This is a genomic window from Streptomyces sp. NRRL S-455, from assembly GCF_000717875.1.
GTDB lineage: Bacteria > Actinomycetota > Actinomycetes > Streptomycetales > Streptomycetaceae > Streptomyces.
On the sequence record NZ_JOCT01000011.1, the window covers coordinates 130,887 to 155,782 of the forward strand.

At 70.7% G+C, this 24,896-nt stretch carries 24 protein-coding genes and 1 tRNA gene; 11 read left to right on the forward strand and 14 right to left on the reverse strand.

The features are described 5' to 3' along the window. Positions 1-173: 173 nt before the first annotated feature. The gene (locus IE97_RS0115380) at positions 174-755 is read right to left on the reverse strand and encodes a TMEM165/GDT1 family protein (protein WP_030238875.1); all 582 of its coding nucleotides are present in this window, start codon (positions 753-755) and stop codon (positions 174-176) included. Positions 756-1,140: 385 nt separating this feature from the next. Between IE97_RS0115380 and IE97_RS0115385 the strand changes: the two genes are divergently transcribed. From IE97_RS0115385 to IE97_RS0115400, 4 genes are all read left to right on the forward strand, one after another. Further along, positions 1,141-1,785, forward strand: a complete 645-nt coding sequence (locus tag IE97_RS0115385; protein WP_030238879.1) for an HNH endonuclease family protein — start codon at positions 1,141-1,143, stop codon at positions 1,783-1,785. 82 nt (positions 1,786-1,867) lie between these two features. Then, the gene (locus IE97_RS0115390; protein WP_030238883.1) at positions 1,868-3,505 is read left to right on the forward strand and encodes an alkaline phosphatase D family protein; all 1,638 of its coding nucleotides are present in this window, start codon (positions 1,868-1,870) and stop codon (positions 3,503-3,505) included. Between the two features lie 240 nt (positions 3,506-3,745). Beyond that, positions 3,746-4,198: a DoxX family protein gene (locus tag IE97_RS0115395; RefSeq protein WP_030238886.1), complete on the forward strand. Its 453-nt coding sequence runs from the start codon at positions 3,746-3,748 to the stop codon at positions 4,196-4,198. 220 nt (positions 4,199-4,418) lie between these two features. Beyond that, positions 4,419-5,024 (forward strand): DedA family protein, encoded by a 606-nt coding sequence (locus IE97_RS0115400; RefSeq protein WP_030238889.1) that lies wholly within the window; start codon positions 4,419-4,421, stop codon positions 5,022-5,024. A 3-nt stretch (positions 5,025-5,027) separates the two neighbouring features. Here IE97_RS0115400 and IE97_RS0115405 read toward each other — a convergent pair whose 3' ends face one another. Next, a complete protein-coding gene (locus IE97_RS0115405) occupies positions 5,028-5,255 on the reverse strand; it encodes a DUF2277 domain-containing protein (RefSeq protein ID WP_030238892.1) in 228 nt (75 codons plus the stop codon). A 93-nt stretch (positions 5,256-5,348) separates the two neighbouring features. Here IE97_RS0115405 and IE97_RS0115410 point away from each other — a divergent pair, with 93 nt between their 5' ends. Next, a complete protein-coding gene (locus IE97_RS0115410) occupies positions 5,349-5,702 on the forward strand; it encodes a hypothetical protein (protein ID WP_030238896.1) in 354 nt (117 codons plus the stop codon). A 10-nt stretch (positions 5,703-5,712) separates the two neighbouring features. Here the strand turns inward: IE97_RS0115410 and IE97_RS0115415 are convergent, their stop codons facing one another. Together IE97_RS0115415 and IE97_RS0115420 are read right to left on the reverse strand one after the other, a co-directional pair. Next, entirely contained in the window at positions 5,713-6,378 is a 666-nt protein-coding gene (locus tag IE97_RS0115415) for a DUF305 domain-containing protein (protein WP_030238898.1), read from the reverse strand. Between the two features lie 116 nt (positions 6,379-6,494). Continuing rightward, on the reverse strand, positions 6,495-6,938 hold the full coding sequence (locus IE97_RS0115420) for a DUF6153 family protein (protein ID WP_030238901.1): 444 nt from the start codon (positions 6,936-6,938) through the stop codon (positions 6,495-6,497). A gap of 157 nt (positions 6,939-7,095) precedes the next feature. On the opposite strand from IE97_RS0115420, the gene IE97_RS0115425 reads away from it, so the two are divergent. Further along, entirely contained in the window at positions 7,096-7,659 is a 564-nt protein-coding gene (locus tag IE97_RS0115425; protein WP_030238903.1) for a hypothetical protein, read from the forward strand. 88 nt (positions 7,660-7,747) lie between these two features. Here IE97_RS0115425 and IE97_RS0115430 read toward each other — a convergent pair. Beyond that, positions 7,748-7,819: transfer RNA gene (locus IE97_RS0115430), tRNA-Val, on the reverse strand. A 199-nt stretch (positions 7,820-8,018) separates the two neighbouring features. Here IE97_RS0115430 and IE97_RS0115435 point away from each other — a divergent pair. Both IE97_RS0115435 and IE97_RS0115440 read left to right on the forward strand, forming a co-directional pair. Next, positions 8,019-8,870 carry a DUF4097 family beta strand repeat-containing protein gene (locus IE97_RS0115435; protein WP_030238906.1) on the forward strand — a complete coding sequence of 284 codons (852 nt, stop codon included), beginning with the start codon at positions 8,019-8,021 and terminating at the stop codon, positions 8,868-8,870. 74 nt (positions 8,871-8,944) lie between these two features. Continuing rightward, a complete protein-coding gene (locus IE97_RS0115440) occupies positions 8,945-10,336 on the forward strand; it encodes a hypothetical protein (protein WP_030238909.1) in 1,392 nt (463 codons plus the stop codon). Between the two features lie 19 nt (positions 10,337-10,355). Here the strand turns inward: IE97_RS0115440 and IE97_RS0115445 are convergent, their stop codons facing one another. The 3 genes from IE97_RS0115445 to IE97_RS0115455 form a co-directional block, all read right to left on the reverse strand. Beyond that, positions 10,356-11,525 carry an amidase domain-containing protein gene (locus tag IE97_RS0115445; protein WP_030238911.1) on the reverse strand — a complete coding sequence of 390 codons (1,170 nt, stop codon included), beginning with the start codon at positions 11,523-11,525 and terminating at the stop codon, positions 10,356-10,358. A 104-nt stretch (positions 11,526-11,629) separates the two neighbouring features. Next, complete coding sequence (locus IE97_RS0115450) at positions 11,630-12,907, reverse strand: hypothetical protein (protein ID WP_030238913.1); 1,278 nt, start codon at positions 12,905-12,907, stop codon at positions 11,630-11,632. A 55-nt stretch (positions 12,908-12,962) separates the two neighbouring features. Then, entirely contained in the window at positions 12,963-15,116 is a 2,154-nt protein-coding gene (locus tag IE97_RS0115455; protein WP_234331827.1) for a transglycosylase domain-containing protein, read from the reverse strand. A gap of 252 nt (positions 15,117-15,368) precedes the next feature. Here IE97_RS0115455 and IE97_RS40305 point away from each other — a divergent pair, with 252 nt between their 5' ends. Then, positions 15,369-15,593: an FmdB family zinc ribbon protein gene (locus tag IE97_RS40305; protein WP_030238917.1), complete on the forward strand. Its 225-nt coding sequence runs from the start codon at positions 15,369-15,371 to the stop codon at positions 15,591-15,593. A gap of 50 nt (positions 15,594-15,643) precedes the next feature. Further along, entirely contained in the window at positions 15,644-16,378 is a 735-nt protein-coding gene (locus tag IE97_RS0115465; protein WP_051704996.1) for a DedA family protein, read from the forward strand. Here the strand turns inward: IE97_RS0115465 and IE97_RS0115470 are convergent. From IE97_RS0115470 to IE97_RS0115480, 3 genes are read right to left on the reverse strand one after another with little or no spacing between them, the layout of a single operon-like run. Continuing rightward, complete coding sequence (locus IE97_RS0115470) at positions 16,375-17,208, reverse strand: hypothetical protein (RefSeq protein ID WP_030238925.1); 834 nt, start codon at positions 17,206-17,208, stop codon at positions 16,375-16,377. The two genes, IE97_RS0115465 and IE97_RS0115470, sit on opposite strands and share 4 nt — an antisense overlap. Then, positions 17,208-19,886, reverse strand: a complete 2,679-nt coding sequence (locus IE97_RS0115475; RefSeq protein WP_037844356.1) for a phosphoribosyltransferase — start codon at positions 19,884-19,886, stop codon at positions 17,208-17,210. Before IE97_RS0115475 ends, IE97_RS0115470 begins: the two co-directional genes overlap by 1 nt. 26 nt (positions 19,887-19,912) lie before the next feature. Beyond that, positions 19,913-21,079, reverse strand: a complete 1,167-nt coding sequence (locus tag IE97_RS0115480) for an HpcH/HpaI aldolase/citrate lyase family protein (RefSeq protein ID WP_030238932.1) — start codon at positions 21,077-21,079, stop codon at positions 19,913-19,915. Positions 21,080-21,307: 228 nt separating this feature from the next. On the opposite strand from IE97_RS0115480, the gene IE97_RS0115485 reads away from it, so the two are divergent. After that, positions 21,308-22,219 carry a TerD family protein gene (locus tag IE97_RS0115485; protein WP_030238935.1) on the forward strand — a complete coding sequence of 304 codons (912 nt, stop codon included), beginning with the start codon at positions 21,308-21,310 and terminating at the stop codon, positions 22,217-22,219. Between the two features lie 21 nt (positions 22,220-22,240). Here IE97_RS0115485 and IE97_RS0115490 read toward each other — a convergent pair whose 3' ends face one another. From IE97_RS0115490 to IE97_RS0115500, 3 genes are all read right to left on the reverse strand, one after another. Further along, a complete protein-coding gene (locus tag IE97_RS0115490; protein ID WP_030238938.1) occupies positions 22,241-22,798 on the reverse strand; it encodes a GNAT family N-acetyltransferase in 558 nt (185 codons plus the stop codon). A 60-nt stretch (positions 22,799-22,858) separates the two neighbouring features. Beyond that, on the reverse strand, positions 22,859-23,593 hold the full coding sequence (locus IE97_RS0115495; RefSeq protein ID WP_030238942.1) for a TerD family protein: 735 nt from the start codon (positions 23,591-23,593) through the stop codon (positions 22,859-22,861). 129 nt (positions 23,594-23,722) lie between these two features. Then, positions 23,723-24,868 carry a DUF475 domain-containing protein gene (locus IE97_RS0115500; protein ID WP_030238946.1) on the reverse strand — a complete coding sequence of 382 codons (1,146 nt, stop codon included), beginning with the start codon at positions 24,866-24,868 and terminating at the stop codon, positions 23,723-23,725. Positions 24,869-24,896: the final 28 nt, after the last annotated feature.

The following is a 24,896-nucleotide window of genomic DNA, read 5'->3' on the forward strand; positions in this document are numbered from 1 at the left end:
AGGCAGAGGAGGCGCGGCCGGCGCCCCCGAAGGGACAAGGCGGCCCCGCCCGCCGGTCAGGGAAAACGGGCGAGGGCCACTTTGTTCCTCCACGGTACAAAACAAGGCCGCCACGCGCCAGAGGCCGCCGGCAGACGTTCACCCACCGTTCAGCCCACGGGGGCCGACCCGGCTCATCCGGTCACCGCCTCCCACAGGCTCCACACCCCGAGCCCCAGCATCACCAGCGCCGCGATCTGCGTGATCAGCCGCAGCGGCACCTTCTTCATCAGGGCCTTTCCGCCGACGATGCCGATCCCGGCCACGGCCCACAGCGCGAGCACCGCGCCCAGGCCGACGGAGAGCGGATCGTCGTAGCGGGCGGCCAGGTTGGCCGTCATGATCTGGGTGAGATCGCCGAACTCGGCGACCAGGATGAGCATGAAGCCCGCGCCGGAGACCTTCCAGAAGGACTGGTTCTCCGGCTTGCGGACCTCTTCCTCGTCCTCACCCTTCTTGAGCAGCAGCATCGCGGCCCCGCCCAGGAACAGCACACCCGTCAGCGCGTGCACGATCTGCTGCGGAAGCAGCGTCAGCACACTGCCGGCCGCGACGGCGAGCGCGACGTGCAGCGCGAAGGCCGCGGCGACACCGGCGAAGACGTAGGAGGCGCGGTAGCGGGTACCGAGGACGAGTCCGGCCAGGGCGGTCTTGTCGGGCAGTTCGGCGAGAAAGACGACGCCGAAGACGACGGCTGTCACGGTCAGGCTGATCAAGGTTCCTCAATCGGTCGGGGCTGCCCCACCGAGAGTGCTGAACATCATGCGGACACCTCGGCACGGCAGCACACTCGGCGCCCGTGCCGTGGGGCACGGGCGTGCACTGCTTGCCGAAGGTCTCGCTGGCAGGTCCTGGAAAGGACCGGCCTCCGGGCGCCGGCTCAGGCGGGCTGAGCAGTATGTCGACGGTCCGGCGAAGAGCTACTCCCCTTCTGCGCCGTCCATGGTACGGGACGCTCCTGGAGCGAAAAGTTCCGCCTTGAATCTTGTCATGTCATGGTCGCGTCACTAACTTCTCACCGGACGCACACCTGTGCGCAACACGGCGCCGCGAGCATTCCCTCGCTCGCACGCCAACACCCCCTCCTCCCCAGGGAGTTCCATGCCCAGGTTCTACGCGCGTCGACGGCTGAGCGTGGCCGCGGCCGCCACCGCCCTCATATCCTCCGTGGCCCTCTTCAGCGCCCCGACGGCCTCCGCCGCCCTCCCCACGCCCATCAGCGGCGCCACGGCCCGCTCCTACCTCGCCACCCTCACCGTGGCCACCGAGGACCGCACCGGCTACAACCGCGACCTCTTCCCGCACTGGATCACCCAGTCCGGCACCTGCAACACCCGCGAGGTCGTCCTCAAGCGCGACGGCACGAACGTCGTCCAGGACTCCTCCTGCGCCGCCACCAGTGGCAGCTGGTACTCCCCCTACGACGGAGCCACCTGGTCCGCCGCCTCCGACGTCGACATCGACCACCTCGTCCCGCTGGCCGAGGCCTGGGACTCCGGCGCCGACTCCTGGACGACCTCCCGCCGCCAGTCCTTCGCCAACGACCTGACCCGCCCGCAGCTCATCGCGGTCACCGACAACGTCAACCAGGCCAAGGGCGACCAGGACCCGGCCACCTGGATGCCCTCCCGGACGGCGTACCGCTGCACCTACGTCCGCGCCTGGGTCCAGGTGAAGTACTACTACGACCTCTCGGTCGACTCGGCCGAGAAGTCGGCACTGCAGAACCACCTCGCCAACTGCTGAGACGCCGACGCAATTCGTGTCGGGATCTCCCCGCTGACCTCCGTCGTTCCGTACCGTACGGGGCGACGGAGAGGGGACCACGATGGCGGGACTGCGCCTCGGACCACTGCTGAGGTACACCGACGGCTCGTCCGCGACCGTATGGGTCGAGACGAGCCGGCCGTGTACCGCCCAGGTGCGCTGCGCCGACGGCTCCGGCGGCGCGGCCGACACCTTCCAGATCGCCGGCCACCACTACGCGCTGGTCCCGGTGACCGGCCTCACGACCGGTACGACCACGACGTACGAGGTCCTCCTCGACGGCACCTCGGTGTGGCCGCCGCCCGGCTCGCCCTTCCCGCCCTCGGCGATCCACGCACCGGGCCCGGAGGGCGGCCTCCGCGTCGCCTTCGGCTCCTGCCGCTGGGCCTCACCGCCGGCCGGCGGACACGACCCCGTCGGCCCGGACGCCCTGGACGCACTGGCCACCCGCCTCGCGGCCGACCCGGAGGGCGAGCGGCCCGACGTCCTGCTGCTGCTCGGCGACCAGGTGTACGCCGACGAGACCACCGACAGCACTCAGCGCTGGCTCGCGGCCCGCCGCGACCTGGACGAACCGCCGGGCACCGGGGTCGCCGACTACGAGGAATACACGCACCTCTACTACGAGTCGTGGCTCGACCCGCGCATCCGCTGGCTGCTCTCGACCGTGCCCAGTTTCATGATCTTCGACGACCACGACGTCATCGACGACTGGAACACCTCCGCCTCCTGGCTCTCCGACATGCGGGCCACCGGCTGGTGGCGGGAGCGGCTGCTCAGCGGCCTGATGTCGTACTGGGTCCACCAGCACCTGGGCAACCTCTCCCTGGAGGAACTGGCGGCCGACCCGGTGTACGAGCAGGTCCGGAAGCTGCCCGACGGCACGGACGTGCTGCGCGCCTTCGCCGCCCGGGCCGACGCCGACCCCGCCACGACCCGCTGGAGCTACCGGCGTGACTTCGGGCGCGTACGCCTGGTGATGGTGGACAGCCGGGCGGCCCGGGTCCTCGCCGAGAACAACCGCGCGATGCTCGACCCGGGCGAGGAGGCCTGGCTGCGCGCGCAGGTGCGGGACACGCCGGGGTCCTACGACCACCTCCTCCTCGGCACTTCACTGCCCTGGCTGCTGCCGCACCTGGTGCACGACGCCGAGGGGTGGAACGCGGCACTGTGCCGGGGGGAACGAGGCGAGCGCTGGGCGCGGGTCGGGGAGAAGCTACGGCGGGCCGCCGACCTGGAGCACTGGTCGGCGTTCCCCGAGTCCTTCGCGGGGCTGGCGGAGCTGATCGCCGAGGCCGGCTCGGGGCGGGACGCGCCGGCGACCGTGTGCGTGCTGTCCGGCGACGTGCACCACGCCTACGTCGCCGAGCCCTCATGGCCCGGCGACGGTCCCGACGCCCGGGTGGTGCAGCTCGTCTGCTCCCCCGTCCACAACTCCGTCCCGCTGTCCATCCGGATGGCCTTCCGTATCGGCTGGAACGCCGTCTCGCGCGGCATCGGACGCTGCCTCGCGTCGCACGGACGCCTTTCCCGGCCGCCGGTCAGCTGGCGCAAGACGGGCGGCCCCTGGTTCGGGAACCAGCTCATGACGCTGACACTGCGCGGGCGTTCGGCCCGGCTGCGACTGGAGCAGGCGCGGGCGCGGGAGGGAACGGGCCCACGCCTGACGACCCTCCTGGACTCCGAGCTCACGCCCTGACGCGGCATCACCTGACAGCTCGCCACGCGGTGTTGATTCGGTCACACTTTCGGGACGCGAGTGCAGCGGCGAGGGCCGCCCAACGTGCAGTTAGGGGCGGGAGTGAGCCCTCGGCAGGGGTAAACCAATGGCCAAATGTTGAACTTGCAAGCATTAATGAGGCACACCTAACGTGGGTTACTCACCGGTTCTGTCCCCCGACCGGCCTTCCCCCGGCCGGCCGACCGAAGGAGACCCCCCATGACCGCTCGCCTCAACGGCGCGCAGCCGTACGCTCTCGGACTGTTCCGGATCGTCGTCGGCCTGCTGTTCGCCTGCCACGGCGCCGTCGCGCTCTTCGGCGTCCTCGGTGGCGTGGACGGCAAGGGCGGCACCGCCGCGACCGGCGCCTGGCCGAACTGGTACGCGGCCGTCATAGAACTCGTCGGCGGCAGCCTGGTGCTGCTGGGCCTGGGCACCCGCGTCGCGGCGTTCATCGCCTCCGGCGCGATGGCGTACGCCTACTTCAAGGTGCACCAGCCGCAGGGCCTGTGGCCGATCGAGAACAGCGGCGAGGGCGCGGCCCTGTACTGCTGGGCCATGTTCCTGCTGATCTTCACGGGCTCCGGCGCGTTCGGCGTCGACCGACTGCTGGCCAAGCGTTCCTCGACACAGGAGCAGCGGTCCACGGACCAGACCCCCGTGGCGGCCTGAGCCGCCCGACCGGCACGGCGCGGAGCGGCGCCTTCCCGCGAGTGCGGGGAGGCGCCGTCTTCTTGAGCCGTGTGAACACTCGGTACCGAACATACGAGCCCCCCGTGAACCGCCCGTCACACCCCAGGCGTACGCTGTATGGCTGTCATCGGCCACCCCTGCCGCTCCCCCTCGCCACCGCGGCACGGCCTGGCCCACGGGGGAATCACGGGGAGTTGCGGTGCTGGAGTGTGTGGGGTCGCTGGTCGGCAGCCCGTGGATCTACGGGGCGGTGGCCCTGTCGGTCCTGCTCGACGTGTTCCTGCCGGTGCTGCCCAGCGGTGTCCTGGTGATCACGGCGGCCACGGCGGCGGCCGCGGGCTCGGCGGCCGACGTGCCCGACATCCTGGTGCTGATCCTGTGCGCGGCCACCGCCTCCGTCCTCGGCGACCTGGCCGCCTATCGCCTCGCCTGGCGGGGCGGCGACCGGCTGGACCGGGCGATCTCCCGCTCCCGACGGCTGACCATCGCGCAGGAACGTCTCGGCGCTGCCCTCGCCCGGGGCGGTGGCGCGCTCGTCGTCCTCGCCCGCTTCGCCCCCGCCGGCCGCTCGGTCGTCTCCCTCGGCGCGGGCGCCGCCCACCGCCGCGCCCGCGACTTCCTCCCCTGGTCGGCCCTGGCGGGCCTGACCTGGGCCACGTACAGCGTCACCCTCGGTTACTTCGGCGCCCACTGGCTGGGCGCGAGCTGGCTGGCGACGGCGGTGTCGGTGGGCGCGCTGTTCGGGGCGGGGGCGGGCGCGGCCTATCTGATGCGGCGACAGCCGCGGGCGTCGGGGGTGTCGTAGGGCCTAGCTCACCCGTCGGGCGGCTCCCCGGACCTCCAGCCCGTCCAGCAACTCGGCCGTGGCCTGGGCGATCGTCTCCACGGCGCGTTCGAACACCTCCTGGTTGTGAGCCGCGGGGGCGCGGAAGCCCGAGACCTTCCGCACGTACTGCAACGCGGCGGCCCGGATGTCCGCCTCCGTGGCCTCCTCGGGCATCGCGGGCGGACGCAGGGTCTTGATACTCCGGCACATGCCCCCAGTGTCGCCCTTGCGGCTCCCCTGCGACAGCGGTCGACCACGAGAACAGACTCGCCACCTAAATTCGAACAGGCGTATCATTGGGTCGTGGCTACGACCTATGACTTTCCGAGTGACCTCCTCGCCGGCCAGGAGGAACTCCATCAGGTCCGGGCCGAGCTGTCGGCCCTGCTGAAGCGGCTCCCCTGGTCGGTGGAGCCGCTGGACGGCTTCAGTGACGACAACGGCTGGCGCAAGGTGGAACGCCCCGCCTCCCCCGGCTGGACCGCCGACGAACAGGCCGAGGTGGAGAAGCTCCGGCAGCGGGAACGCGAACTCGCGGTGTTCGTCAGCACCCACCGCTACTGGGCCGAACTCACCGGCCCCGAGCGGGTGGCGGCCCGCTCGGAGCTGAAGCACGCGCACGAGGCTCCGCCGGAGCAGCCCGACGGAGCCTCGTAGCGGCCGAAGGTCAGCCGCTCTTGCCGAGCAGCTTGTTCATCTCGCGGATCTCGGCGTTCTGGGCGGTGATGATGTCGTCGGCCATGGTCTTGGCGGGGGCGTACCGGCCCTTGCTCTTCTCCACGGTGGCCATCTCCACCGCACCTTCGTGGTGCTCGACCATCAGGGCCAGGAACTTCGTGTCGAAGGCCTTGCCCGAGGACTTCTCCAGCTCGGCCATGTCGGCTTCGCCCATCATCCCGGGCATCCCGGCGTGACCCGAGGCCGAGTGGTCCATGCCGGCCCCGGCCGCCGGGACGTCCTCGCCCCAGATCTTCAGCCAGCCGGACATGGTCCTGATCTCCGGATCCTGCGCCTTCTCGATGCGTGCCGCGAGGTCCTTGACCGCACCGGAGGAGGCCCGGCCGTCGGCCATCCGCGCCATCTCGAGTGCCTGGCGGTGGTGCGGGATCATGCCCTGCGCGAAGGAGACGTCCTGGGCGTTGTGGGCACCGGCCTTGGCTTCGGCACCGCCTTCGCTGCCCGCGCCGGCGGAGGCGGAGGCGGAGGCGTGCTTCTCGTGCCCACTGCCATTGCCGTCACCGCTGCCCCCACCACACGCGGCGAGGAGGAACCCGGCGCCGACCGCTGCCACGGTGATCGAGGCCCGGCGCGTCAGGGTACGGATGCTGTTCATATGTGAACTCCTGCTTCTGGTGCTGCTTCTGCTGCTCCTCAACGGATCCGGATCCGGATCCGGACACGGCGACGTACCGCCCCGGCACTGGTGCCGGCACGGTGCGTGCGTGGTGTCTAGATCCGCAGAAGCTGGAGTTCGGCCAGGTCGGGCGGGGCACGCGCACCCTCCGGTGCCACGGCCGCCAAGGCGCGTACGGCGTCCTCCGGTACACATCCGGGGACGGGATCGGCGACGAGAGCGGGCAACACCGGCCCGCCCCCGACGGCACCCGAGGCGCAGGTCGCGTCGGCGTGCTGGACGTGCCCACCACCGCAGTGCCCGCCCTGCGCACAACCGTCCTGGGCCTCGGCACCGTCACCGGTGTGACCGGACGGCACGGCCTGGGCATGCGTCTGCGAGACACGCGGCTGCGGCATGTGCTGCTGCGCCGTGGCGCCACCGGGCGCCAGACCGTGCATCCCCAGCAGCCCCACCAGGAGCCCCAGCACACACAGCACACGCCACCGCCGGACGGCGGGTGGCAGGGCGCGCGATGCGGGGCTCTTCACACCGCACATCTTAGAGAAGCCCCTCGGCCCGGACGCACATGCGGGTCACCGTCGGACGTACGGCCGCCCCTGGCCCGATCGGGTGAACTGGTTCGGCCTTCCACAACTGCGCCTCGCCTCCACAGGTCATGCACCCGCAGAACCCGAATGACCGCGAGAGGAACCCATGAGCCAGCAGTACCCGCAGCAGCCCAACCAGCCCTACCCGCCCCAGCAGCCGGGGTTCGGCGCCCCGGTGCCGCAGCCGCCGAAGAAGCGCGGCGTCGGCAAGATCGCGGGCCTCGGCTGCGCGGGCGTCATCGCCCTCTTCGTCATCGCCGCCGTCGCGACGGGCGGCGGAGGCGATGACAGCACGGACACCTCGGCCAAGGACAAGGCCGTCGCCGCCGACAGCAAGCCGAAGGACGACGGAGCCGAGCGGGACGAGAAGGCCGGGCCGGTCGACGGGAGGACCCAGGCCGAGCAGTTCCGGGCCTGCGTCGCCAAGAACGGCACGGGCACCGAGAAGGCCGCGGTCGAGCACGTCACCAAGGTGACCGGCGCGGACAAGCGCAACGACATCCTCGACTCGGCGGAGGTCTTCACCGACTTCACCGGCGGCCTGATGGGTCCCCACCAGGGTGAGGGCAAGCTCATCGCCTCGGCGTTCACCTCGTGCTACGAGTCCAAGAACGGCATCGTGACCGTCTACGACGAGAACGGGGAAGTGCTCGCCAACGCGAACTACTGATCCGACACGGCTGAGGCCTTCCGGGAATCCTCACGGAAGGCCTCAACAGTGGCCGCTGGAAGGGCCTCTGATCCGTTACGCAGTGCTGTGGGCGCGGACGGTTTCGAACCGCCGACATCCTGCTTGTAAGGCAGGCGCTCTACCCCTGAGCTACGCACCCGGCTCCCGGGCCTCGCACCCAGGACGAGTCGACAGCCTACATTGCCCGGGGCACGGTCCCGCAAACCCGTATCGCGGTCCGTGGCGGGGGTTAACCCCACCGCGGATCCGGGAGCCGTCCGGATCCCCCGGCGGGTCCGGGGTCCATACGGTCGTAGAGCGCCGGGAGGCGCCCGTCGTCCGCACTGGGGGAGATCGTCATGGCCCGCACCACTCGCACCAACGGCACCACACGCCCAGCCCAGGCCCGCGCGGCCGCCATCGCCGGTGCCGTCGTGGTCCTCGTCGCCGGGCTCAGCGCCTGCGGCGCGTCCGCCGGGGAGGACAAGGAACCCGACCACAGGTCCTTCGACCTCCGGGGCCGTACGCTCACCGTCGACTCCGACGACTCCGCCCTCGAGATCGTCGCCGCCGATGCCGCCCCGGCGGGCACGATCGAGGTCACCCGGTGGTTCAAGGGCAAGGTCGTCTTCGGCAACGAGCCCGAGGTCACCTGGTCCATGCGGGACGACCGTCTGGTACTGCGGCTGAAGTGCTCCGGCGTCGTCGCCGACTGCTCGGCCAGACACCGCATCGAGGTGCCCCGCGGTATCGCCGTCAAGGTCCAGGACCGTGACGGCAGCGTCCGCGCCCGCGGCTTCCAGGACCCGCTGAGCATCCACGCGGGTGACGGCTCCGTCCGCGTCACCGACACCACCGGGCCTCTGAACCTGCGCACCGGCGACGGATCCATCCGCGTCTCCGGCGCCACCGGCCCCCTGCAGCTGCGCACCGGCGACGGATCCATCCGGGCCGACGTCTCCTCCCGTGACGTCCGCACCCGTACCGGTGACGGCTCGGTCCGCCTCGAGTTCGGCGCCGTTCCGGCCCGTGTGGAGTCCCGCAGCGGCGACGGCTCCGTGACCATCGCGCTGCCGAAGGCCACCTACCGGGTGGCCACCGAGACCGGCGACGGCGGGGTGGACGTGTCCGTGCCCCGCGGCGAGTCGAGCTCCCATGTGGTGGACGTCCGGACCGGCGACGGCGGAATTTCGGTCCGAACGGTGAACTGACCGGCCCGTGTGTTCGTCCTTAACCGGTGGGAGAATGACACCGGGCAGGGTGGACCACAGCACGGGAGAGGGATGTGACGGCGACACCAGCGCAGCCGTACTCGCCGTCGGTGCCGCGCGCACACCGCCACCTCCCCCGCACCGCGGGCCCCCTGCGCGACACGCTCACCCTCGTAGGACTCCCCCTGCTGGCCGCGCTGGCACTGCCCGCCGCCTTCGCGGGCGGGGGCACCCGGCGCTGGTTCGGCGGCCGTGCCGAGAGCCAGCGCGCCGAGGCACAGGCCGCGAAGGACGCCGCGGCGGCCGCGTTCTACGAGCTCGACACCGCACAGCGCGACCTGCGCATCTCGATCGAGACGATCACCGCCGTCGACGACTCCCCCGCCGCCCGCCGCGCCGTCGCCGACTTCGACGCGCTCGGCCGCCGTATCGACGAGGTCAGCCACCGGTACATCAACGCCGTCGACGCCCACGACCTCGACCGCGACGACCTGGAGGCCTCGGCCGCCTCCCGGGCCCGCACCGAGCTGACCGCCGCCAAGGAGGAACTCGGCCGGGTCAAACAGGAGCTCGACCGGTTCACCGACGGCCTCGGCCCGCTGCTCGGCAAGGCCGAGACCCAGCTGGCCCGCCTCGCCCCCGCGGTGGAACGCGCCCGCCAGGCCCTGCTCGCCGCCTCCAACGCCCTCGACGCCGTACGAACGTCAGGGCTGAAGGCGGACGACCTCGCCGCCCGTCTGGCCGTCCTCTCCCCGGAGCTGACCAAGCTGAACCAGGGCGCCGGCCGGCACGGCGTACCGCAGACCCTGGAGCGGGCCGAGCGGGTCACCCGCGAGGCCGAATCGGTCCGCGTGGAGGCCGAGCGGCTCCCGGAACGCGCCGCCGAGATCGACCACCGGCTCGTCTCCCTGCGCACCCGGGCCCAGGCCCTCACCACCCGCTCCGAGCAGGTCGACCCCGTCCTGAGCGAGCTCCGCCGCCGCTTCACCGCCGCCTGCTGGCAGGACCTGCAGAACGTCCCCGGCATCGCCACCGAGAACGTCCGCCGGGCCGAGACCAAACTCGCCGAGGCGCGCACCGCCCGCGACGAACAGCGCTGGCCCGACGCGACATCCCTGCTGTCGACGGTGCGAGCCCTCCTCAACACCACCGACGAGGCCGTGTCGGCCGCCGGCGACCGCCTGCACCGCCTGAACGCCGTGCAGAAGGACCCGCAGCAGGAGATCGAGCGCACCCGCTTCGCCATCCGCGACGCCCAGCGTCTCGCGATGGCCGGCCGCAACACCCCCGACCCGCGCCACGCCCGCCCGCTGGACGATGCCGTGGCCCGCCTCGACCGCGCGATCACCACACTGGAGGGCCGGCATCCCGACTACTGGCACTTCCTGACGGAGACGGAAGCGATCCGGCAGGCGGTGGCCAGGGTGGTGAACCTGATCCGCGAGGAGCGAGGGGCCGGACACTGAGCCCGGCCCCCGCCCGGTCTCAGGTGCGGTAGGCGTAGTAGTACGCGTTCGGGTACGACGCGACGATGCTCGCCACCGACCTGCGCAGCGTGTTGTTGGAGTGGTACGTCAGGTACGGCACGCCGCCGCTCTTGAACGAGACGATCATCGTGTGGTCCTTGGACCCGTCCCGGTCGAAGTCCACCTGGAGGACGTCACCGACCTCCATCTGGTAGACGTTGGCGAGCGGCTTGGTCCGCTTGGAGTTCTGGGCGAACCAGGACCACTCGTTGACGCCGATGAACGAGTGCGACTGGATGTCGGCGTTGCCGAACCACCTGGTGTAGTCGTACACGTAGCCGGGCACGTGCTTCCAGCCGCCCGCCTTCAGGGCCTGGCTGACGAAGTTGGTGCAGTCGCCGCCGGCGCCCTGGCCGTTGAAGTCCGGGTAGTCCTTGTTGTAGACGTTCCAGTGCTTCTCCGCGTAGGCCGCCATGGCCTTGTAGTCGTACGTCGTGGCGGTCTTCGGGACGGCGGCCGGGTTGCGGGTGGTCGCCGCCCGGGGGGCGCTCGGCATGGTGTCGTCGGCGGTGGTCGCCTTGACGGAGGCCGGCTTGGAGAGCGTGTTCACCGCGAGACCGCCCTGGTCGGTGTCGCGGATGCCCGTCAGCTGCCAGTTGCCCTGCCGGTCGGCCCGGAAGGTCAGCTCGTGGTGGGCCTGGAAGCCGGTGGTCCGCGGCGCGTCGCCACGGGCCTGGGCGTAGGTCAGGGTCGTGGTCTCGGTGACCGCCGCCTTGGCCGTACGGCCCGTCACCCGCGTGGCGTTCAGGGTGACGGTGGTGCCGGCCTTGCTGTACTTCTCGCCGGCCTTCGCCAGCTTCTCCTTGCGCTGCCCCAGTGCGGACAGGGTGGCGTCCTCGGCGCGGGCCGTGCCGGAGGACAGCCTGACGTCGCCGGAGAAGCCGTTGGTCAGCTGCTTCTCGCGATCGCCCGCCCCCGCGTCGACCAGGGCGTTGGTGCGGTCGGTGAAGACCGCGTCCGCCAGCCGCTGGAAGGTGGCCTTGGTCTTGGCGTCCACCGTCGGGTCGTCGACGACGGCCGCGCCGGCGCTCCAGTTGGGCAGCAGGGCGACTCCGGCGACGACCGAGGTCGCCGCGGCCCCGAGTATGGTGACGCGGCGTCGGGTCCCGGTCAGTCTTCTCGATTTCACTGGTGTTTTCCCCTCTTGCACCGGCCAACAGCGGCCGGGGAAGCAGATCTTCGCACGGGGTGTGGGGCTGTTGTGAAGGGTGGTGTCCGTAACTTGTCAACCTGTTACTTCACGACCGCCGACCAGTCGGGCGACTGCGCCGGGTCGAGGGTGCGCAGCCGCTGCAGCGTCCCGGGCTTCTGCGCGTCCAGCCAGTCGGCCAGCTCCCTGAAGGACACGCACTTGACGTCCTTCTTGGTGCACACGGTCTTGATGACCTGGTCGACGGCCCTCATGTAGATGCCGCCGTTCCAGTTCTCGAAGTGGTTGCCGACGAACATCGGGGCCCGGCTGCCGTAGTACACGCGGTTGAAGCCGGCCATGTAGGTGTCGACGGTCTGCCGTTCCCACTCGGGGTACTTCGCCGGGTCGCCCTCGGTCTCGCCGTCGGACTGGTTGTAGAGGAAGTTGAAGTCCATCGACAGGCCCTGGTACTTGCCGCCCTCGTACGGGAGCATCTGCAGCGGGAAGTCCCAGATGCCGTCCTTCTTGCGGGGCCATATCTGGAAGTCGCCGGCGGAGCTGGCGTCGTAGCGCCAGTTGTAGTCCTTGGCGGCCTTCAGCAGGTTCTCCTGGCCCTCCAGGCAGGGGGCACGGCCGCCGGTGACCTCCTTCCTGATGTCGAACGGCAGCGGGTCCATGTCCTTGAAGCCGGTGTTGGTCTTCCACTTCTCGACGAAGCCGTAGAACTGGTCGATCTCGCTCTTCCACTCCGCGACGCTCCATTCGCTGCCGCCCTTCTTGCCGCAGAAGTGGCCGTTGAAGTGGGTGCCGATCTCGTTCCCGTCCTGCCACGCCTTGCCGAGCTCTTCCAGCGTGGTGCGGACGTGCTCGTCGGTGGGGTAGCTGATCGCCGCCGAGCCCTGGTCGTGCCGGGGCGGGGAGTAGAGGTCCTTCTTGCTCTTGGGCAGCAGGTAGATGCCCGTGAGGAAGAAGGTCATGTTGGCGTCGTACTTCTCGGCCAGCTCCCGGTAGTGCGAGAAGAGCGCGTCGTCGCCCTGCAGCGCGCCGTCCCACGAGAAGACCACGAACTGGGGCGGCTTCTCGCCCGGTTTCAGCGGCACCGGCTTCAACTGCCCCTTGGGCGGGCCGGTGTAGGAGGTGGAGCCGTCTCCGAGGACTTTCGTCCTGCCGTCCCACTCGGGCTCCTGGTTCCTCTGCGCGGGGGCCTTCTCGCCGGTCCCGGACGAGGCGGTCGGGGTGGTGGTGTCCGACCGGGTCAGGGCCAGATAGCCCGCGACGAGGGACGCGACGACGAGGAGGGCCGCAAGGGTCAGTATCCGCGGGGGCGTGGCGCGTCGGGGTGCGCGGGCTCGGCGGCGGCGGCCGGACGGTGACTTCATGCACGGCTCATTCTGCGAGAGGGCGGGGATGTCGGGGTGGTGCCGGGCGCGGGGGTCAGCCGAGGCCCCGGGCATCGGACCAGATGGTGTACGGGACGCTGTCGCCGGAGGTGCCCGCGATCCCCTGCAGCGGCAGTGGTTCCAGGCTCTTCGTGAGGTCGAGGCGGTAGGCCACGACGGCCGTCGACACCGAGTTCGCCGTTCCGACGTACCAGGACGCGGTGTCTTTCTGCACGGTGCCGGCCTTCCCGGCCACCCCTGCGGACGAGTCCGCCTCGGGGTGGGCGGTGCGGAAGGCGTCCGTCAGGGCGGACTGCACCGCCTCGGCCACGCTCGCCTTCACCGCGCGGCGGGACGCGGGCTTCGTCAGCGGAACCCGGGAGCCGTTGCGGGTGACCCGGGCCACCGAGTACGGCTCGACGTGGGTGCCTCCGGCGGCGAAGGTGGCGTATCCGCTCGCCATGCGGATCGCGCTGGGCGTGGCACTGCCCAGGGACATCGCGGGGACCTGCGCGCCGAAGCTGGAGGAGAGCAGGCCGGCCGCCTGAGCGGTGTCCCGCACCTTGTCCAGGCCGGTGTCCATGCCGAGTTGCATGAACGGCGTGTTCACCGACAGGGCGAGCGCCCGGCTCAGGCTGATCCGCCCGTAGGACTTCCTGCCGTCGTTGCGGGCGGCGACCTGCTTGCCGCCGCGGTCCCAGTAGGGGCCCTCGGGTGTCATGACGGGAATGCCGTCGTCCCCGTCGTACAGGGTCTGCGGAGTGACCTCGGTCCGGGCGCCGTCCCGGGTCTTCTGCACGCCGTGCTCGAGGGCGGCGGCGTAGACGAACGGCTGGAAGGCCGAACCGGCGGGCACGGTGGTCGCGTTCGACTCGTTGTAGCCCTGCCTGCGGTGGTCGGGGCCGCCGTGGAGAGCGAGGATCCGCCCGTCGGTGGCCACCGAGGCCGCTCCGTAGTGCACGGTCTTCGCCTTGGCCGGGTCGTCCTTCCGGGCCTGCTCGCGGGCCTTGGTCACGGCGTCGGTGAGCGCGGACTCCTGCTTGCGGTCGAAGGTCGTGTAGATCTGGTAGCCGCCGAGGTCGAACTCCTTGTCCGAGATACGTGCGTTCTTCTTGGCGTACTGGGCGGCCAGCACCACGAGGTAGTCGCTCTGCTTGCCGGTGTCGTACCCCGGCGCCCGCTTCAGCGGCTCGGGAAACTCCTTGTACTTGGCCCGCTCGGACTTCGACAGCGTGCCGATGTCGACCATGCGGTCGAGGATCCAGGACCAGCGCTCCACCGCCCGGGCGTGGTTGTCCTTGCTCAGGGAGGGGTCGTAGAGCCCGGCGCCCTTGAGGAGGGAGGCGAGGAAGGCGGCCTCGCCGGCGTCGAGTTCGCGGACGTCCTTGCCGTAGTAGGCCTGCGCGGCGCGCTGTATGCCGTAGGTGCCGCGACCGAACCAGCTGGTGTTGAGGTAGCCCTCGAGGATGTCGTCCTTGCTCATCTCGTTGTCGAGCTTCAGGGCGAGCATGGCCTCGGTGAACTTGCGGCTGACCGAGCGGTCCTGGTTGAGGTAGACGTTCTTGACGTACTGCTGGGTGATGGTGGAGCCGCCCTGGGTGTCTCCCTGGCCGACGGTGCGCCACAGGGCGCGGGTGAGGCCGCTGAGGGATATGCCGGGGTCGCTGTAGAAGCTGGCGTTCTCCGCCGCCAGGACCGCCTCGCGGACGTCCGCGGGTATGTCCTTCAGGGGCATCTCCTGCCGGTGCACCCAGCCGGTGCGGGCCATGGGGGTTCCGTCGGACCAGTAGTAGACGTTGTCCTGCTGGGTGGCGTACGAGTTGATGTTCTCCGGGATGTCGGTGGCGGCGTAGGCGACGCCCAGGAAAGCGACGGTCAGGCCGGTGAAGGTCAGCGCGGCACCGAGCCCCTGCCGCCAGGAGGGTGCCCAGCGGCGCCAGCCGGTGCGGTCGGGGTGCGGGTACCGGGGCCTCAGACGGCGGGCGTAGGGCGCGACGCGGGCGACGAGCGGGGCCAGCGGGGAGGGCCGGGGGGCTTTGCGCCGACGGCGCGATCCGCCGGATGCACGCCTGCCCGGGGCCGAACCCGTGGATGCGGCCGCGCTGGTGGACGCGACCACGTCGCCCGTGCGCAATTGCATGGTCTCGTCCGCACGTTCCGCATATTTCGCATATTCCGCATGTGAGGAAGCGGGAGCCTTCAACTGCATGGTCTCGTCCGGTTCCCGCCCAGCCTCGGTCACGGCTGCGTCTCCCCTCCCCGCTTACGGTGGTGCTCACGCGAACGGGCACGGCTGCCGCGGTCAACCGCAGCGCGCCCACTTCCCCCCAGCCTTACGGCTCTCGCGACGATTGAAAGCTACCAGTGGCCTTTACAGCTTCTCCACACTGGTTGAGGCGGGAATGATCGAAAGAGATCCCGAAGGGGCGGAATTTCCGTCGCCTCGGATTAATCTGTCCCCATGCCTCGCTACGAGTACCGCTGCCGGACCTGCGGCGACACCTTCGAACTGAGCCGCCCCATGGCGGAGTCCTCCGCTCCCGCGCCGTGCCCTGCCGGCCATGACGACACGGTGAAACTCCTCTCCACGGTAGCGGTCGGCGGCTCCGCCTCCGCCCCCGCCCCGGCACCTCGCGCGAGCGGCGGAGGCGGAGGCGGCTGCTGCGGTGGCGGCTGCTGCGGCTGAGCGTCGCTTCCTCAGGGAGCCTTCAGGTTCGGTTTCCTAGCGTGGCTGCCATGGCAGCCATCGCAGCGCACACGATCACGGCGGACGCGGTCTCGGCGGGTCCGGCCACGGACGCCGGGCCGCAGTGGGTCAATGACCTCATGGACGCGCTGGGCGCGCCGGGTGCCGGTCTCGCCATCGCCCTGGAGAACCTGTTTCCGCCCCTGCCCAGCGAGGTGATCCTGCCTCTCGCCGGGTTCGCCGCGAGCAGCGGGCGGATGAGCCTGCTCGCCGTCCTGCTGTGGACGACGGCCGGCTCGGTGATCGGCGCGCTCGCGTTGTACGGGGTCGGGGCGCTGCTCGGCCGCGACCGGACGGTGGCGATAGCGGGCCGGCTGCCGCTGGTGAAGGTCTCGGACATCGAGAAGACCGAGGCGTGGTTCCTGAAGCACGGCACCAAGGCCGTGTTCTTCGGCCGGATGATCCCGATCTTCCGCAGTCTGATCTCCGTGCCGGCGGGTGTCGAGCGGATGCGGCTGCCGGTCTTCCTGGGCCTGACCACGCTCGGCAGCGCGATCTGGAACACGGTGTTCGTCCTCGCGGGCTACCTGCTCGGCGCGAAATGGCACCAGGTCACGGACATCGTCTCCACCTACTCGAAGGTGGTCCTCGTCGTGGCGGCCTTCGCGGTGCTGGTCTTCATCGCGCTACGGCTACTACGACGCCCCGAAAGGGGCGCGGGGAACTGCGCGACCAGCCACGACGAAGCCGCACACGCAGGACCACCGCACCTCCCGAACTCCTAGGCGAACCGGCCGAATCCAGCGCCGGCGCCCCGCACCGCCCCCAGGCACTCCCGCAGGATCCGCTCCCCGGCGAGGACGCCCCGCTCGGGAAGCGCCTTGATCGCGGGTGCCGTCCAACCGCTGTCGGCCAACTCCCCGTGGCCCGGCCGCCAGCCCTGGTCCGCCGCGAGGAGCAGATCGGCGTCGAGCAGTGAGTCGCCCGCGGCGAGGGTGAGATCGGCACCGGTCCGCCGGGCGACCTCACGCAGCGCCGCGCTCTTGGTGAGCGGCTTGGGCACCGCGTAGATCTTGCGGCCTTGCAGAGACACGGTCCAGCCCCGGTTCTCCGCCCACACCGCGAGTTCCTTCACCCAGTCCTCCGGCAGGAGTTCGCGCTCGACGACAAGGTAGGCGAAGAGGTCGTCGGCGACGCGGTGCTTGCGCACCCAGACCGGGTCGGCCGCCCGCAGCAGGTGCTCCCGCACCTCGTCGAGGGGCACGCACTGGTCGGCCAGTCGTGCGGTGACCTGTGCGTGCCAGTCGGGGTCGGAGACACCGTCCACCAGCAGATGGCCACCGTTGGCACAGATCGCGTACGTGGGCGCGGGGCCCGGCAGGTTGATGCGCAGGTACTGCCTGCGCGTCCGGGTCGTCGTCGGCACGAACACGGCCGCGTCGCCCAGGTCGGTGAGGAGCTGGGCCGCCGTCTCCGTCATGTACGACAGCGGCTTGCTCTCGTGCACCTCGACACACAGCAGCCGGGGCGCCCGTGCGTCCGGCATGGTCAGTGCCAGAGCCGCGGCGGAGTAGATCAGTGTGCGGTCGAGGTCGCTGGCGACGAGTGCGGGCATCAGAGGGTCACCGCCTTGCCGTCGGCGCCGGTCGCACCCCGGGTGTACCTGGGGTGGATGAGGCCCACGCAGGTGTAGGGCAGTCCGTCGACCTCCTCGACGGGCACGCCGCGTTGCTCGGCCAGCAGGCGGACATGGTCGAGGTCGCTGCCCGCCCCGGCGCGCGCCAGGACCTTCCAGGGCACGCGGCGCAGCATCACCCGGGTGGTCTCGCCGACGCCGGGCTTGACGAGGTTCACGTCGTGGATGCCGTACTCCTCGCTGATGCGCTCGACGGCGGCCCAGCCCTCCCAGGTGGGCGAGCGGTCCGCGGCGAGCAGTTCCTTGGCCTGGGCGCAGGCCGCTTCCGTGATCTCCGGGAAGCGGGCGGACACGGCGTCCAGGAAGGTCACCGAGACATCGGTGCCGGCGAGTTCGCGGTAGAACTTGGCGCCGTGGAAGTCGTGCGGGCCGACGAGGTCCGCCCGCAGCACGGTCCGCGAGATCAGCCCGGACACGGTCGAGTTGAGGCAGGCGGAGGGGATGAGGAAGTCCTCGCGGGTGCCGTAGGTCCGTACGCAGGAGCCCGGGTCGGCCAGGACGGCGATCTCGGGGTTGAAACCGGTGATGCCGTCGGACTTCTCGAACTCCTCCAGGGCCTGGGCGAGTTCGCGGGTGATGGCGCCCTTGCCGGTCCAGCCGTCGACGAAGACGACGTCCCGGGGGTCGTGGTGCCGGGCGAGCCAGCGCAGCGCGTTGGCGTCGATGCCCCGGCCGCGGACGATGGACACCGCGTAGTGCGGCAGGTCGAGGCCGTGCCGGTGCTGGGCCCAGCGGCGCATGAGGATGCCGACGGGTGTGCCCGCGCGGGCCAGGGAGACCAGGACCGGGCGGGGGGACCGTTCGGTGAGGACCGTTTCGGTGACCACCCCGGTCGCCTGGGCGATGCGGGCCGCCGACTCCTCCAGCGCGGTGTGGAACAGCTCCTGGTACTGCTCGCTCGGCTGGTACTCCACGGGCAGCGACTCCGCGTAGTGCGCGCCGCCGCTCTGGATCGCCTCCTCGCGCTCCTCGGTCGGCGCCTCCAGCGTCACGTCCGAGAGGTCCTGGAGCAGCCAGCCGACCTCCTCGGGCGCGTACGACGAGAAGGCGGGGCCGCGGAGGGGCTCGGGCAACATGGAGGGCCTTTCGGGGGCGGGCGAGGGCTCTGGGGCGTACGACGGTACGACGGCGAGGAGGACCTGCGGGGTGTGTGCGGCGAGCTGGGCCAGCAGGCCGTCGGGCGCGTGCAGCCGCGGCGTGTCCGCGACCGAGTCGACGACGGCGACGACGGCGTCGAAGCCGGCGCCCGCGACGTTGTAGGCGTACCGCTCGCCGGGGCCGTCGGCCGGGTCGTCGTGCGCGGGGAAGACCAGGCGGGTGCGTATCGCGTACCCGGGGTCGTCGACGGCGAGGACCGGCGAGCGGGTCGTGGTCGAGTAGCGGACCTCGGCGTCGGCGATCCGCTCCAGCTCGCAGGCGAGTCTGAGCGGGGCGTACATCAGCTCCTCGAAGCCGAGTATGTGCACGCGGCGCGCGTTGGCGGGCAGCGCCTGGGCGATCCGTGCCGCCATGCCGGGCAGGGCCGCTTCCAGGCGCTCCCGATGGGAGGGTGTGAAACCGTGCCGACCACCGTCGGGCAGCCCGGCGGGCCAGCGCAGGTCTATGCGGTAGTCGTCCGGCCGCGGGCCGGTGGGGGTTGTTCGCGCAGTTCCCCGCGCCCCTGAGAGGGGCATGCCGGCAACGCCCTCAAGGGGCGCGGGGCCGTGTCTATATGCGGCTCCGCCGCGGGGCGCGACCGGCCACGACGGCGCCGCAGCCGACGTACGACCTGCCCCGGCACTCTCCGACCCGGCACTCTCGGCCTCGTACCGCGCCACCAGCTCCCGCCCCTTCTCCAGCACCCCCTCGGGCAGCCGCACGGTCCCCGAAGCCGCCGCCACGAGATCCACCCGCGCGCCGATCTCCCGCGCGAACTCCTCCAGCCGCCCCGCGTCGGCGGCTGACCGCATGTCCACCAACGCGACCACGACGTACCGCCGCCGCGGATACCGCTGATGGAGATCCCGGACGGTGTTCAGCACTGTGTTCCCGGTGGAGAACTCGTCGTCGACCAGCACCAGCGGCCCGTCGCCGGCCAGCAGCGCGGGATCCTCCGGCAGCAGCAGGTGCGAGGTGGCGTGCGAGTGGGACTCCTCGAAGCCGCCGGCCGGTGCGAGACCGGCGACGGGGCGGCGGGTGGAGTGCAGGTAGGGGGCGAGGCCCAGCCCGTCGGCGACGGAGTGGCCGAGGCCGGTCGCGGTCTCCGCGTAGCCGAGCACGACCGCCCGGCGGGCCTCGTCGGGGCCCAGCAGCTCACGTACCCGGCGGCCGAGCTCGACCCCGTGGCCGTAGACGACGGACGGCGACTGCGGCACGTGCTTGCCCAGCACGTTCGACACGAGCAGGTGGGCCCGCTTGGGGTTGCGGCGCAGCGCCAGCCCCAGCAGGCCGGTCAGCCGGTCGCCGCCGACGAGCTCGACGCCGAGCCGCTCGGCGACCCAGCTGCCGGACCAGACGCCGTCCGTCCCGTCGGCCGTACCGTCCGTGCCGGTCCGCGCCCCGTGGCGCCCCGCGTCGCGCACCTCGTGGTGCACCCCCTCGTTCACTGCCTTCTCCATGATTGTTTGCGTCGGATGCCGTGCGTTCAGTGGGGCAGGCCGGCCGCGAGTAGCTCCACGAAGCCGATGTCCTCGCCCGCCACGCCGAAGACCTCGGCACGCAGCAGGGTCCGCTCGGCCCAGGCCCGATGCGGCTTCACCTCGTTCATCTTGTTCGTGTACGCCGACCTCAGCACGCCCCCGCCGCCGCGCTCGGGGCGCAGTATGTCCTGGGCGTCCGAGAACTCCTCGTGGCTGACGACCGACAGGGCGTGCACCGGCAGCACGTGCGAGGGGTGGATGCAGGTCTTGCCCAGCAGTCCGTTGGCCTGGTCCAGGGAGATCTCCCTGAGCAGGCCGTCCATGGCGTGCTCAATCAGCTTCTCGCGCAGTTCCGCGGCCTGCACCTCAAGGAAGGGGCTCTGCCGGAGCAGCGGCTTGAACATGCGCTCCTGCACCCGGAAGTACTCCCACACCGGCCCGGTCACGGTGAAGCCGGTGCCGTCGGCGCGGCCCAGCATGTTCACCACGTCGGCGATCACGGAGGCGACGATCTGCACGTCGTACGCCGTCATGTCGGGGCCTCTGCGCAGCCCGTAGGACGAGCAGAAGTCCGTCACGCCGAGGCGCAGGGCGAGGACGCGGTCGCGGTACTTGTCGACGGCACGGGATATGCCTTCCAGGGTGTCCACGCGGGACTCCCGGTAGAGCAGCTCCGGCGACTCCAGCACCGGCATGGCGAAAAGACGACGGCCGCTTTCGGCCTCGGCGGTCCCCAGCGCCTCGAGGAAGGGGATGCCGCGTTCCTCCGTGAACTTGGGCAGGACGAATCCGGACAGCAGGCGGGCGGCGGGCCCGAGGCGGCGCACGAGGTCGGGGATCTGCTCGGGGACACGGACCCGGATGAACAGCAGCGGCACGTCGGCGTCCGGAAGGCCGGCGAGGGCCGTGAGCTGGCCGACGAGGTTCTCCTCGCCGGGACCGACTTCCGCGTCGTCGATCGAGTCCTCCAGGCACAGCACCATCGAGACCACGCCGCGCCCGGCCTGCTTGAGGATGTCGTCGGCGAGGCGCGGCCGGGTGGCCGGGCTGTAGAGGGTCGCGCCGAGGGCCGCCGAGAGCAGCCGGGCCGGAGAGTCCGGCGTGAACACGCACGGTTCGCGGTGAAAGAGACGCTTCCGCACCTCAGGGGCGATGTGCCCGAAATGACGCATGGAACTCCCCCGTGGTGGTTATGCGGCCTGCGAATCGTCGAAAGGTGGCCGGTAATAGTACGTAGAAGGCCATGTCAGAGGTTCCCATCAGGCATGAATTTCAGGTAACGCGGGCAAGCACAGCCAGACCCGGCCATGACGACGGTAGTCCGCGACGGCCGTCTGCGCCGCTCGTGACGCCGCGGCCCCGCGTTGTCGTGAGCAGGACCGAGAAGGCAGGATGACCGTATGACGCACGCGATGCTGAAGGGGTCGAACGTCCCGCTCGAGGCCGCCACGGTGCGCGCCGTGCTGCGCTGGACACCCGGGCAGGGGGTTCCGGACGTCGACGCCTCCGCGCTGCTCCTCGGTGCCGACGGACGTGTGCGCTCCGACGAGGACTTCGTCTTCTACAATCAGCCCCGGCACCCCTCCGGGATGGTGTGGCGGCTCGGCAAGAAGCGGGTCGCCGAGGGCCTGACCGACACGATCCAGACGGACCTCACCGGTGTCGAGTCGGGAGTCAGCCGGATTCTGCTGGTCGCATCGGCGGACGGCGTCCCCTTCGACCGCGTGCGGGCGCTGCGCATTCTGCTGTACGACGCCACGGGCAGCGACACGGAGGCGCTGGCGTACTTCGACGTCAAGCCGGAGACGGGCGAGGAGACCGCGCTGATCTGCGGCGAGCTGTACCGGCGTGGGGAAGGCTGGAAGTTCCGGGCGCTGGGCGAGGGCTATGTGAACGGCCTGCAGGGACTGGCGACCGACTACGGCATCTCGGTGGACGAGTCGGAGGCGGCGGAGGAGCCGCCGACCACGACCGTTCCCTCACCCCCGACCACGGCCGGGACCACCCAGCAGCCCGCGGCCCCGGCCCCGCCCGCCCCCGAGGTGTCCCGGCCGCTGCCGCCGGAGCAGCCGACCGCGGTGCCCACGCAGCCCGCCTACGGCTATCCGCCGCAGCAGCCCGCGACGACCCAGCCGGCGTACGGCTATCCGCAGCCGGCCGGCCAGTCCGCCTACGGCTACCCCCAGGCACCGGCCACGGCGGGTGCCACGGGGGCGCAGTCGGGATACGGCTATCCGCAGCCCGTCGCCGCCGCGGCCCCCGACCCCGACTTCCGCCTGCCCCCGCAGGGCCCGCAGTTCATCGGACGGTGAGAGGCGGGGGGCGGAGAAGCCTCAGTCTCCGCCCTCCCCGGCCTGCCGGAGATCCTTCTCCAGCAGAGTGAAGGACTTGGGTGCCCCGCCCGGCTGCGGCTTGCCCTCCTTGTGGCCCACGACCCGGTAACCGGCGTCCCGGTAGTAGGCATTGAGCTGTGCGTTGCCGGCCAGGCAGTCAAGGCGTACACGGGTCCGCCCCGCGGCGGCCACCCGGCGCTCCGCGACTTTCAGCAGCCGCCGTCCCGTGCCGGGCGCGACGCTGCTCCGGTCCACCATGAGCCGGTGCACGTATCCGGCCACGGGCGGCTGCGGGCCCCAGGCGGCCTCGTCCTGCCACCACAGTTCCCAGGCGCCGGCGACGCGCCCGCCGGACGCCGCGATCCAGACCTCCCCATGTGCCATGACGCGGCGGAAGTGGTCTTCGTCCAGCTCCCCCGGCCGCCACTGCCCGGTGACGCCGCGGGCCAGCATCCAGCGGGCTGCGTCGTCACGGAGGCGGACGAGGGTGGCCAGATCGGCCTCGGTGGCCGGGCGGACGCGTAGATCATTCACCCGGGGATCCTGTAAATCATTCATGCGGGGATCCTCACACACACCTCCGCCCCTCCCGGGCGAAGCCCGGGCCTGCCCGGTCCCTCAGCGGTCGACCTTGGTCTTGTAACCCCGGCCCCACTGCAGCCCCCACCCGTACAGCCGGTCCAGCTCCGCCTGGAACCCGTAGACGAACTTCGCCTCACGGCGCACGATGATCTCGTTCTTGACCTTCTCGATCATGACGACGGCGCAGGAGCGGGCCTGTGGCTGGCGTTCGTCGAGGTGGATCTCGATGCGCGGGCCGCTGCTCGGGTACAGCGTGACACTGGCGTGCGTGCGGTCAAAGGCGGGTGTCTGGTCGTAGATGTAGACGAAGACCAGGAGCCGCTTGATGTGCTCGCGGTGGTCGAGGTTGATGTACATCGTCTCGCCGGAACCGGAGCCGAAGCGGTCGTCGCCGCTGAGCTTGACGTACGGCGGGGCGTTGACGTCGCCGTAGTAGCCGCCGAGGGGCTGGACGACGCCCTTGGTGCCGTCCTGGAGTTCGTAGAGACAGCCCAGGTCGAGGTCGACGTTGACCATGGACTGGCTGTGGCCGACGACCTCCGGCGGTTTCAGGGCCCGCAAGGGGTGCCGCAGCAGGCTCTCGCGCTGCGCGCCGCCGATGTCGGAGGTGCGCATCCGCCAGCTCAGGTTGACGCGCAGATGGCCGGTGGCCGCGCCCTGCCTGGTGAGTGATATCTGCGCGCGCCGCTTGGTCAGTTCGATCGCGTTGGTTGCCGCGTGACCCGAGTCGAACTGCACATCGCCGCGCCGGAGTCCGTCGAACAGGCCCATTCCGCCCCCACGTTCACTTGGAGACCGCGGGTCATCGTCGTACCCACGGCCCTTGACGACCGACGGGGCGGCCCCGAGGAGTCACCTCGGTGGCCGCCCCGCACAGAGCGTTCCTCACCCGGAGGGGTGTCACACCCCGGACGAGACCTCAGTCTTCTCGTCCGAGCCGGCTTTTCCCCCGGCCGCCGCGATGGCGCGGTTGCGGCGCACGGAGGACCAGAACGAGGCACCGATCAGGACGACGCCGATCATGCCGGTGATGATCTCGTTGATCTCGTACTGGATGGTGACGAGCAGGATCGCGGCGAGCGCGCCGATGGCGTAGTGCGCACCGTGCTCCAGGTAGACGTACTCGTCGAGGGTGCCCTGGCGGACCAGGTAGACCGTCAGCGACCGGACGTACATGGCGCCGATGCCGAGGCCGAGGGCCATCAGCACGATGTCGTTGGTGATGGCGAAGGCGCCGATCACGCCGTCGAAGGAGAAGGAGGCGTCCAGGACCTCGAGGTAGAGGAACATGAAGAACGCGGCTTTGCCGGCCAGCTTGACCGCCGACTTGGGCTTGCCCTCGCGCGCGGCCTTCTCCTCGGCCTCGTGCTCGCGTTCCTCCTCCTCTTCGAGCTTGTCCTCGAAGTAGCCGGAGAGGCCGCCGACGATCATGTAGGTGATCAGACCGGCGATACCGGAGAGCAGGACGGTCTCCGCCTTGTCGGCATGGGTGCCGCCGTGCTGGTGGGCGTTGGCGCCGAAGGTGATCGAGGAGATCAGCAGGACGATGAGGGCGATGCAGACCGACAGCATGTCGATCTTGCCGAGCTTGGCCAGCGGGCGCTCCAGCCAGCCGAGCCACTTGATGTCCCGGTCCTCGAAGATGAAGTCGAGGAAGATCATCAGCAGGAACATGCCACCGAAGGCGGCGATCGACGGGTGGGCGTCGGTCACCAGCTCCTGGTAGCGGTCCTTGTCCGTGAGGGCGAGGTCGACGGCCTCGATCGGGCCCAGCTGGGCACTGATCGCGACGATCACGACAGGGAAGACCAGCCGCATGCCGAAGACGGCGATCAGGATGCCGATGGTGAGGAAGATCTTCTGCCAGAAGGCATTCATCTTCTTCAGGATCCCGGCGTTGACCACCGCGTTGTCGAAGGACAGCGAGATCTCGAGGATGGAGAGGATCGCGACGACGCCGAACGCGGTCCATCCTCCGTAGAGAACCGCTGCGACCAGGCCGAGCGCGGTGACCGCGAACGACCACCCGAAGGTTTTCAGAACCACTGGCTACCCAATCGTGTGTGTACGGGGC

What these genes read in the sequence shown, in the direction of transcription:
- IE97_RS0115385 (WP_030238879.1), top strand. Translation starts at nt 1,141, where the DNA reads ATGCCCAGGTTCTACGCGCGTCGACGGCTGAGCGTGGCCGCGGCCGCC.
- IE97_RS0115390 (WP_030238883.1), top strand. Translation starts at nt 1,868, where the DNA reads ATGGCGGGACTGCGCCTCGGACCACTGCTGAGGTACACCGACGGCTCG.
- IE97_RS0115395 (WP_030238886.1), top strand. Translation starts at nt 3,746, where the DNA reads ATGACCGCTCGCCTCAACGGCGCGCAGCCGTACGCTCTCGGACTGTTC.
- IE97_RS0115405 (WP_030238892.1), bottom strand. Translation starts at nt 5,255, where the DNA reads ATGTGCCGGAGTATCAAGACCCTGCGTCCGCCCGCGATGCCCGAGGAG.
- IE97_RS0115415 (WP_030238898.1), bottom strand. Translation starts at nt 6,378, where the DNA reads ATGAACAGCATCCGTACCCTGACGCGCCGGGCCTCGATCACCGTGGCA.
- IE97_RS0115420 (WP_030238901.1), bottom strand. Translation starts at nt 6,938, where the DNA reads ATGTGCGGTGTGAAGAGCCCCGCATCGCGCGCCCTGCCACCCGCCGTC.
- IE97_RS0115425 (WP_030238903.1), top strand. Translation starts at nt 7,096, where the DNA reads ATGAGCCAGCAGTACCCGCAGCAGCCCAACCAGCCCTACCCGCCCCAG.
- IE97_RS0115435 (WP_030238906.1), top strand. Translation starts at nt 8,019, where the DNA reads ATGGCCCGCACCACTCGCACCAACGGCACCACACGCCCAGCCCAGGCC.
- IE97_RS0115450 (WP_030238913.1), bottom strand. Translation starts at nt 12,907, where the DNA reads ATGAAGTCACCGTCCGGCCGCCGCCGCCGAGCCCGCGCACCCCGACGC.
- IE97_RS0115455 (WP_234331827.1), bottom strand. Translation starts at nt 15,116, where the DNA reads ATGCAGTTGAAGGCTCCCGCTTCCTCACATGCGGAATATGCGAAATAT.
- IE97_RS40305 (WP_030238917.1), top strand. Translation starts at nt 15,369, where the DNA reads ATGCCTCGCTACGAGTACCGCTGCCGGACCTGCGGCGACACCTTCGAA.
- IE97_RS0115465 (WP_051704996.1), top strand. Translation starts at nt 15,644, where the DNA reads ATGGCAGCCATCGCAGCGCACACGATCACGGCGGACGCGGTCTCGGCG.
- IE97_RS0115470 (WP_030238925.1), bottom strand. Translation starts at nt 17,208, where the DNA reads ATGCCCGCACTCGTCGCCAGCGACCTCGACCGCACACTGATCTACTCC.
- IE97_RS0115475 (WP_037844356.1), bottom strand. Translation starts at nt 19,886, where the DNA reads ATGGAGAAGGCAGTGAACGAGGGGGTGCACCACGAGGTGCGCGACGCG.
- IE97_RS0115480 (WP_030238932.1), bottom strand. Translation starts at nt 21,079, where the DNA reads ATGCGTCATTTCGGGCACATCGCCCCTGAGGTGCGGAAGCGTCTCTTT.
- IE97_RS0115485 (WP_030238935.1), top strand. Translation starts at nt 21,308, where the DNA reads ATGACGCACGCGATGCTGAAGGGGTCGAACGTCCCGCTCGAGGCCGCC.
- IE97_RS0115490 (WP_030238938.1), bottom strand. Translation starts at nt 22,798, where the DNA reads ATGAATGATTTACAGGATCCCCGGGTGAATGATCTACGCGTCCGCCCG.
- IE97_RS0115495 (WP_030238942.1), bottom strand. Translation starts at nt 23,593, where the DNA reads ATGGGCCTGTTCGACGGACTCCGGCGCGGCGATGTGCAGTTCGACTCG.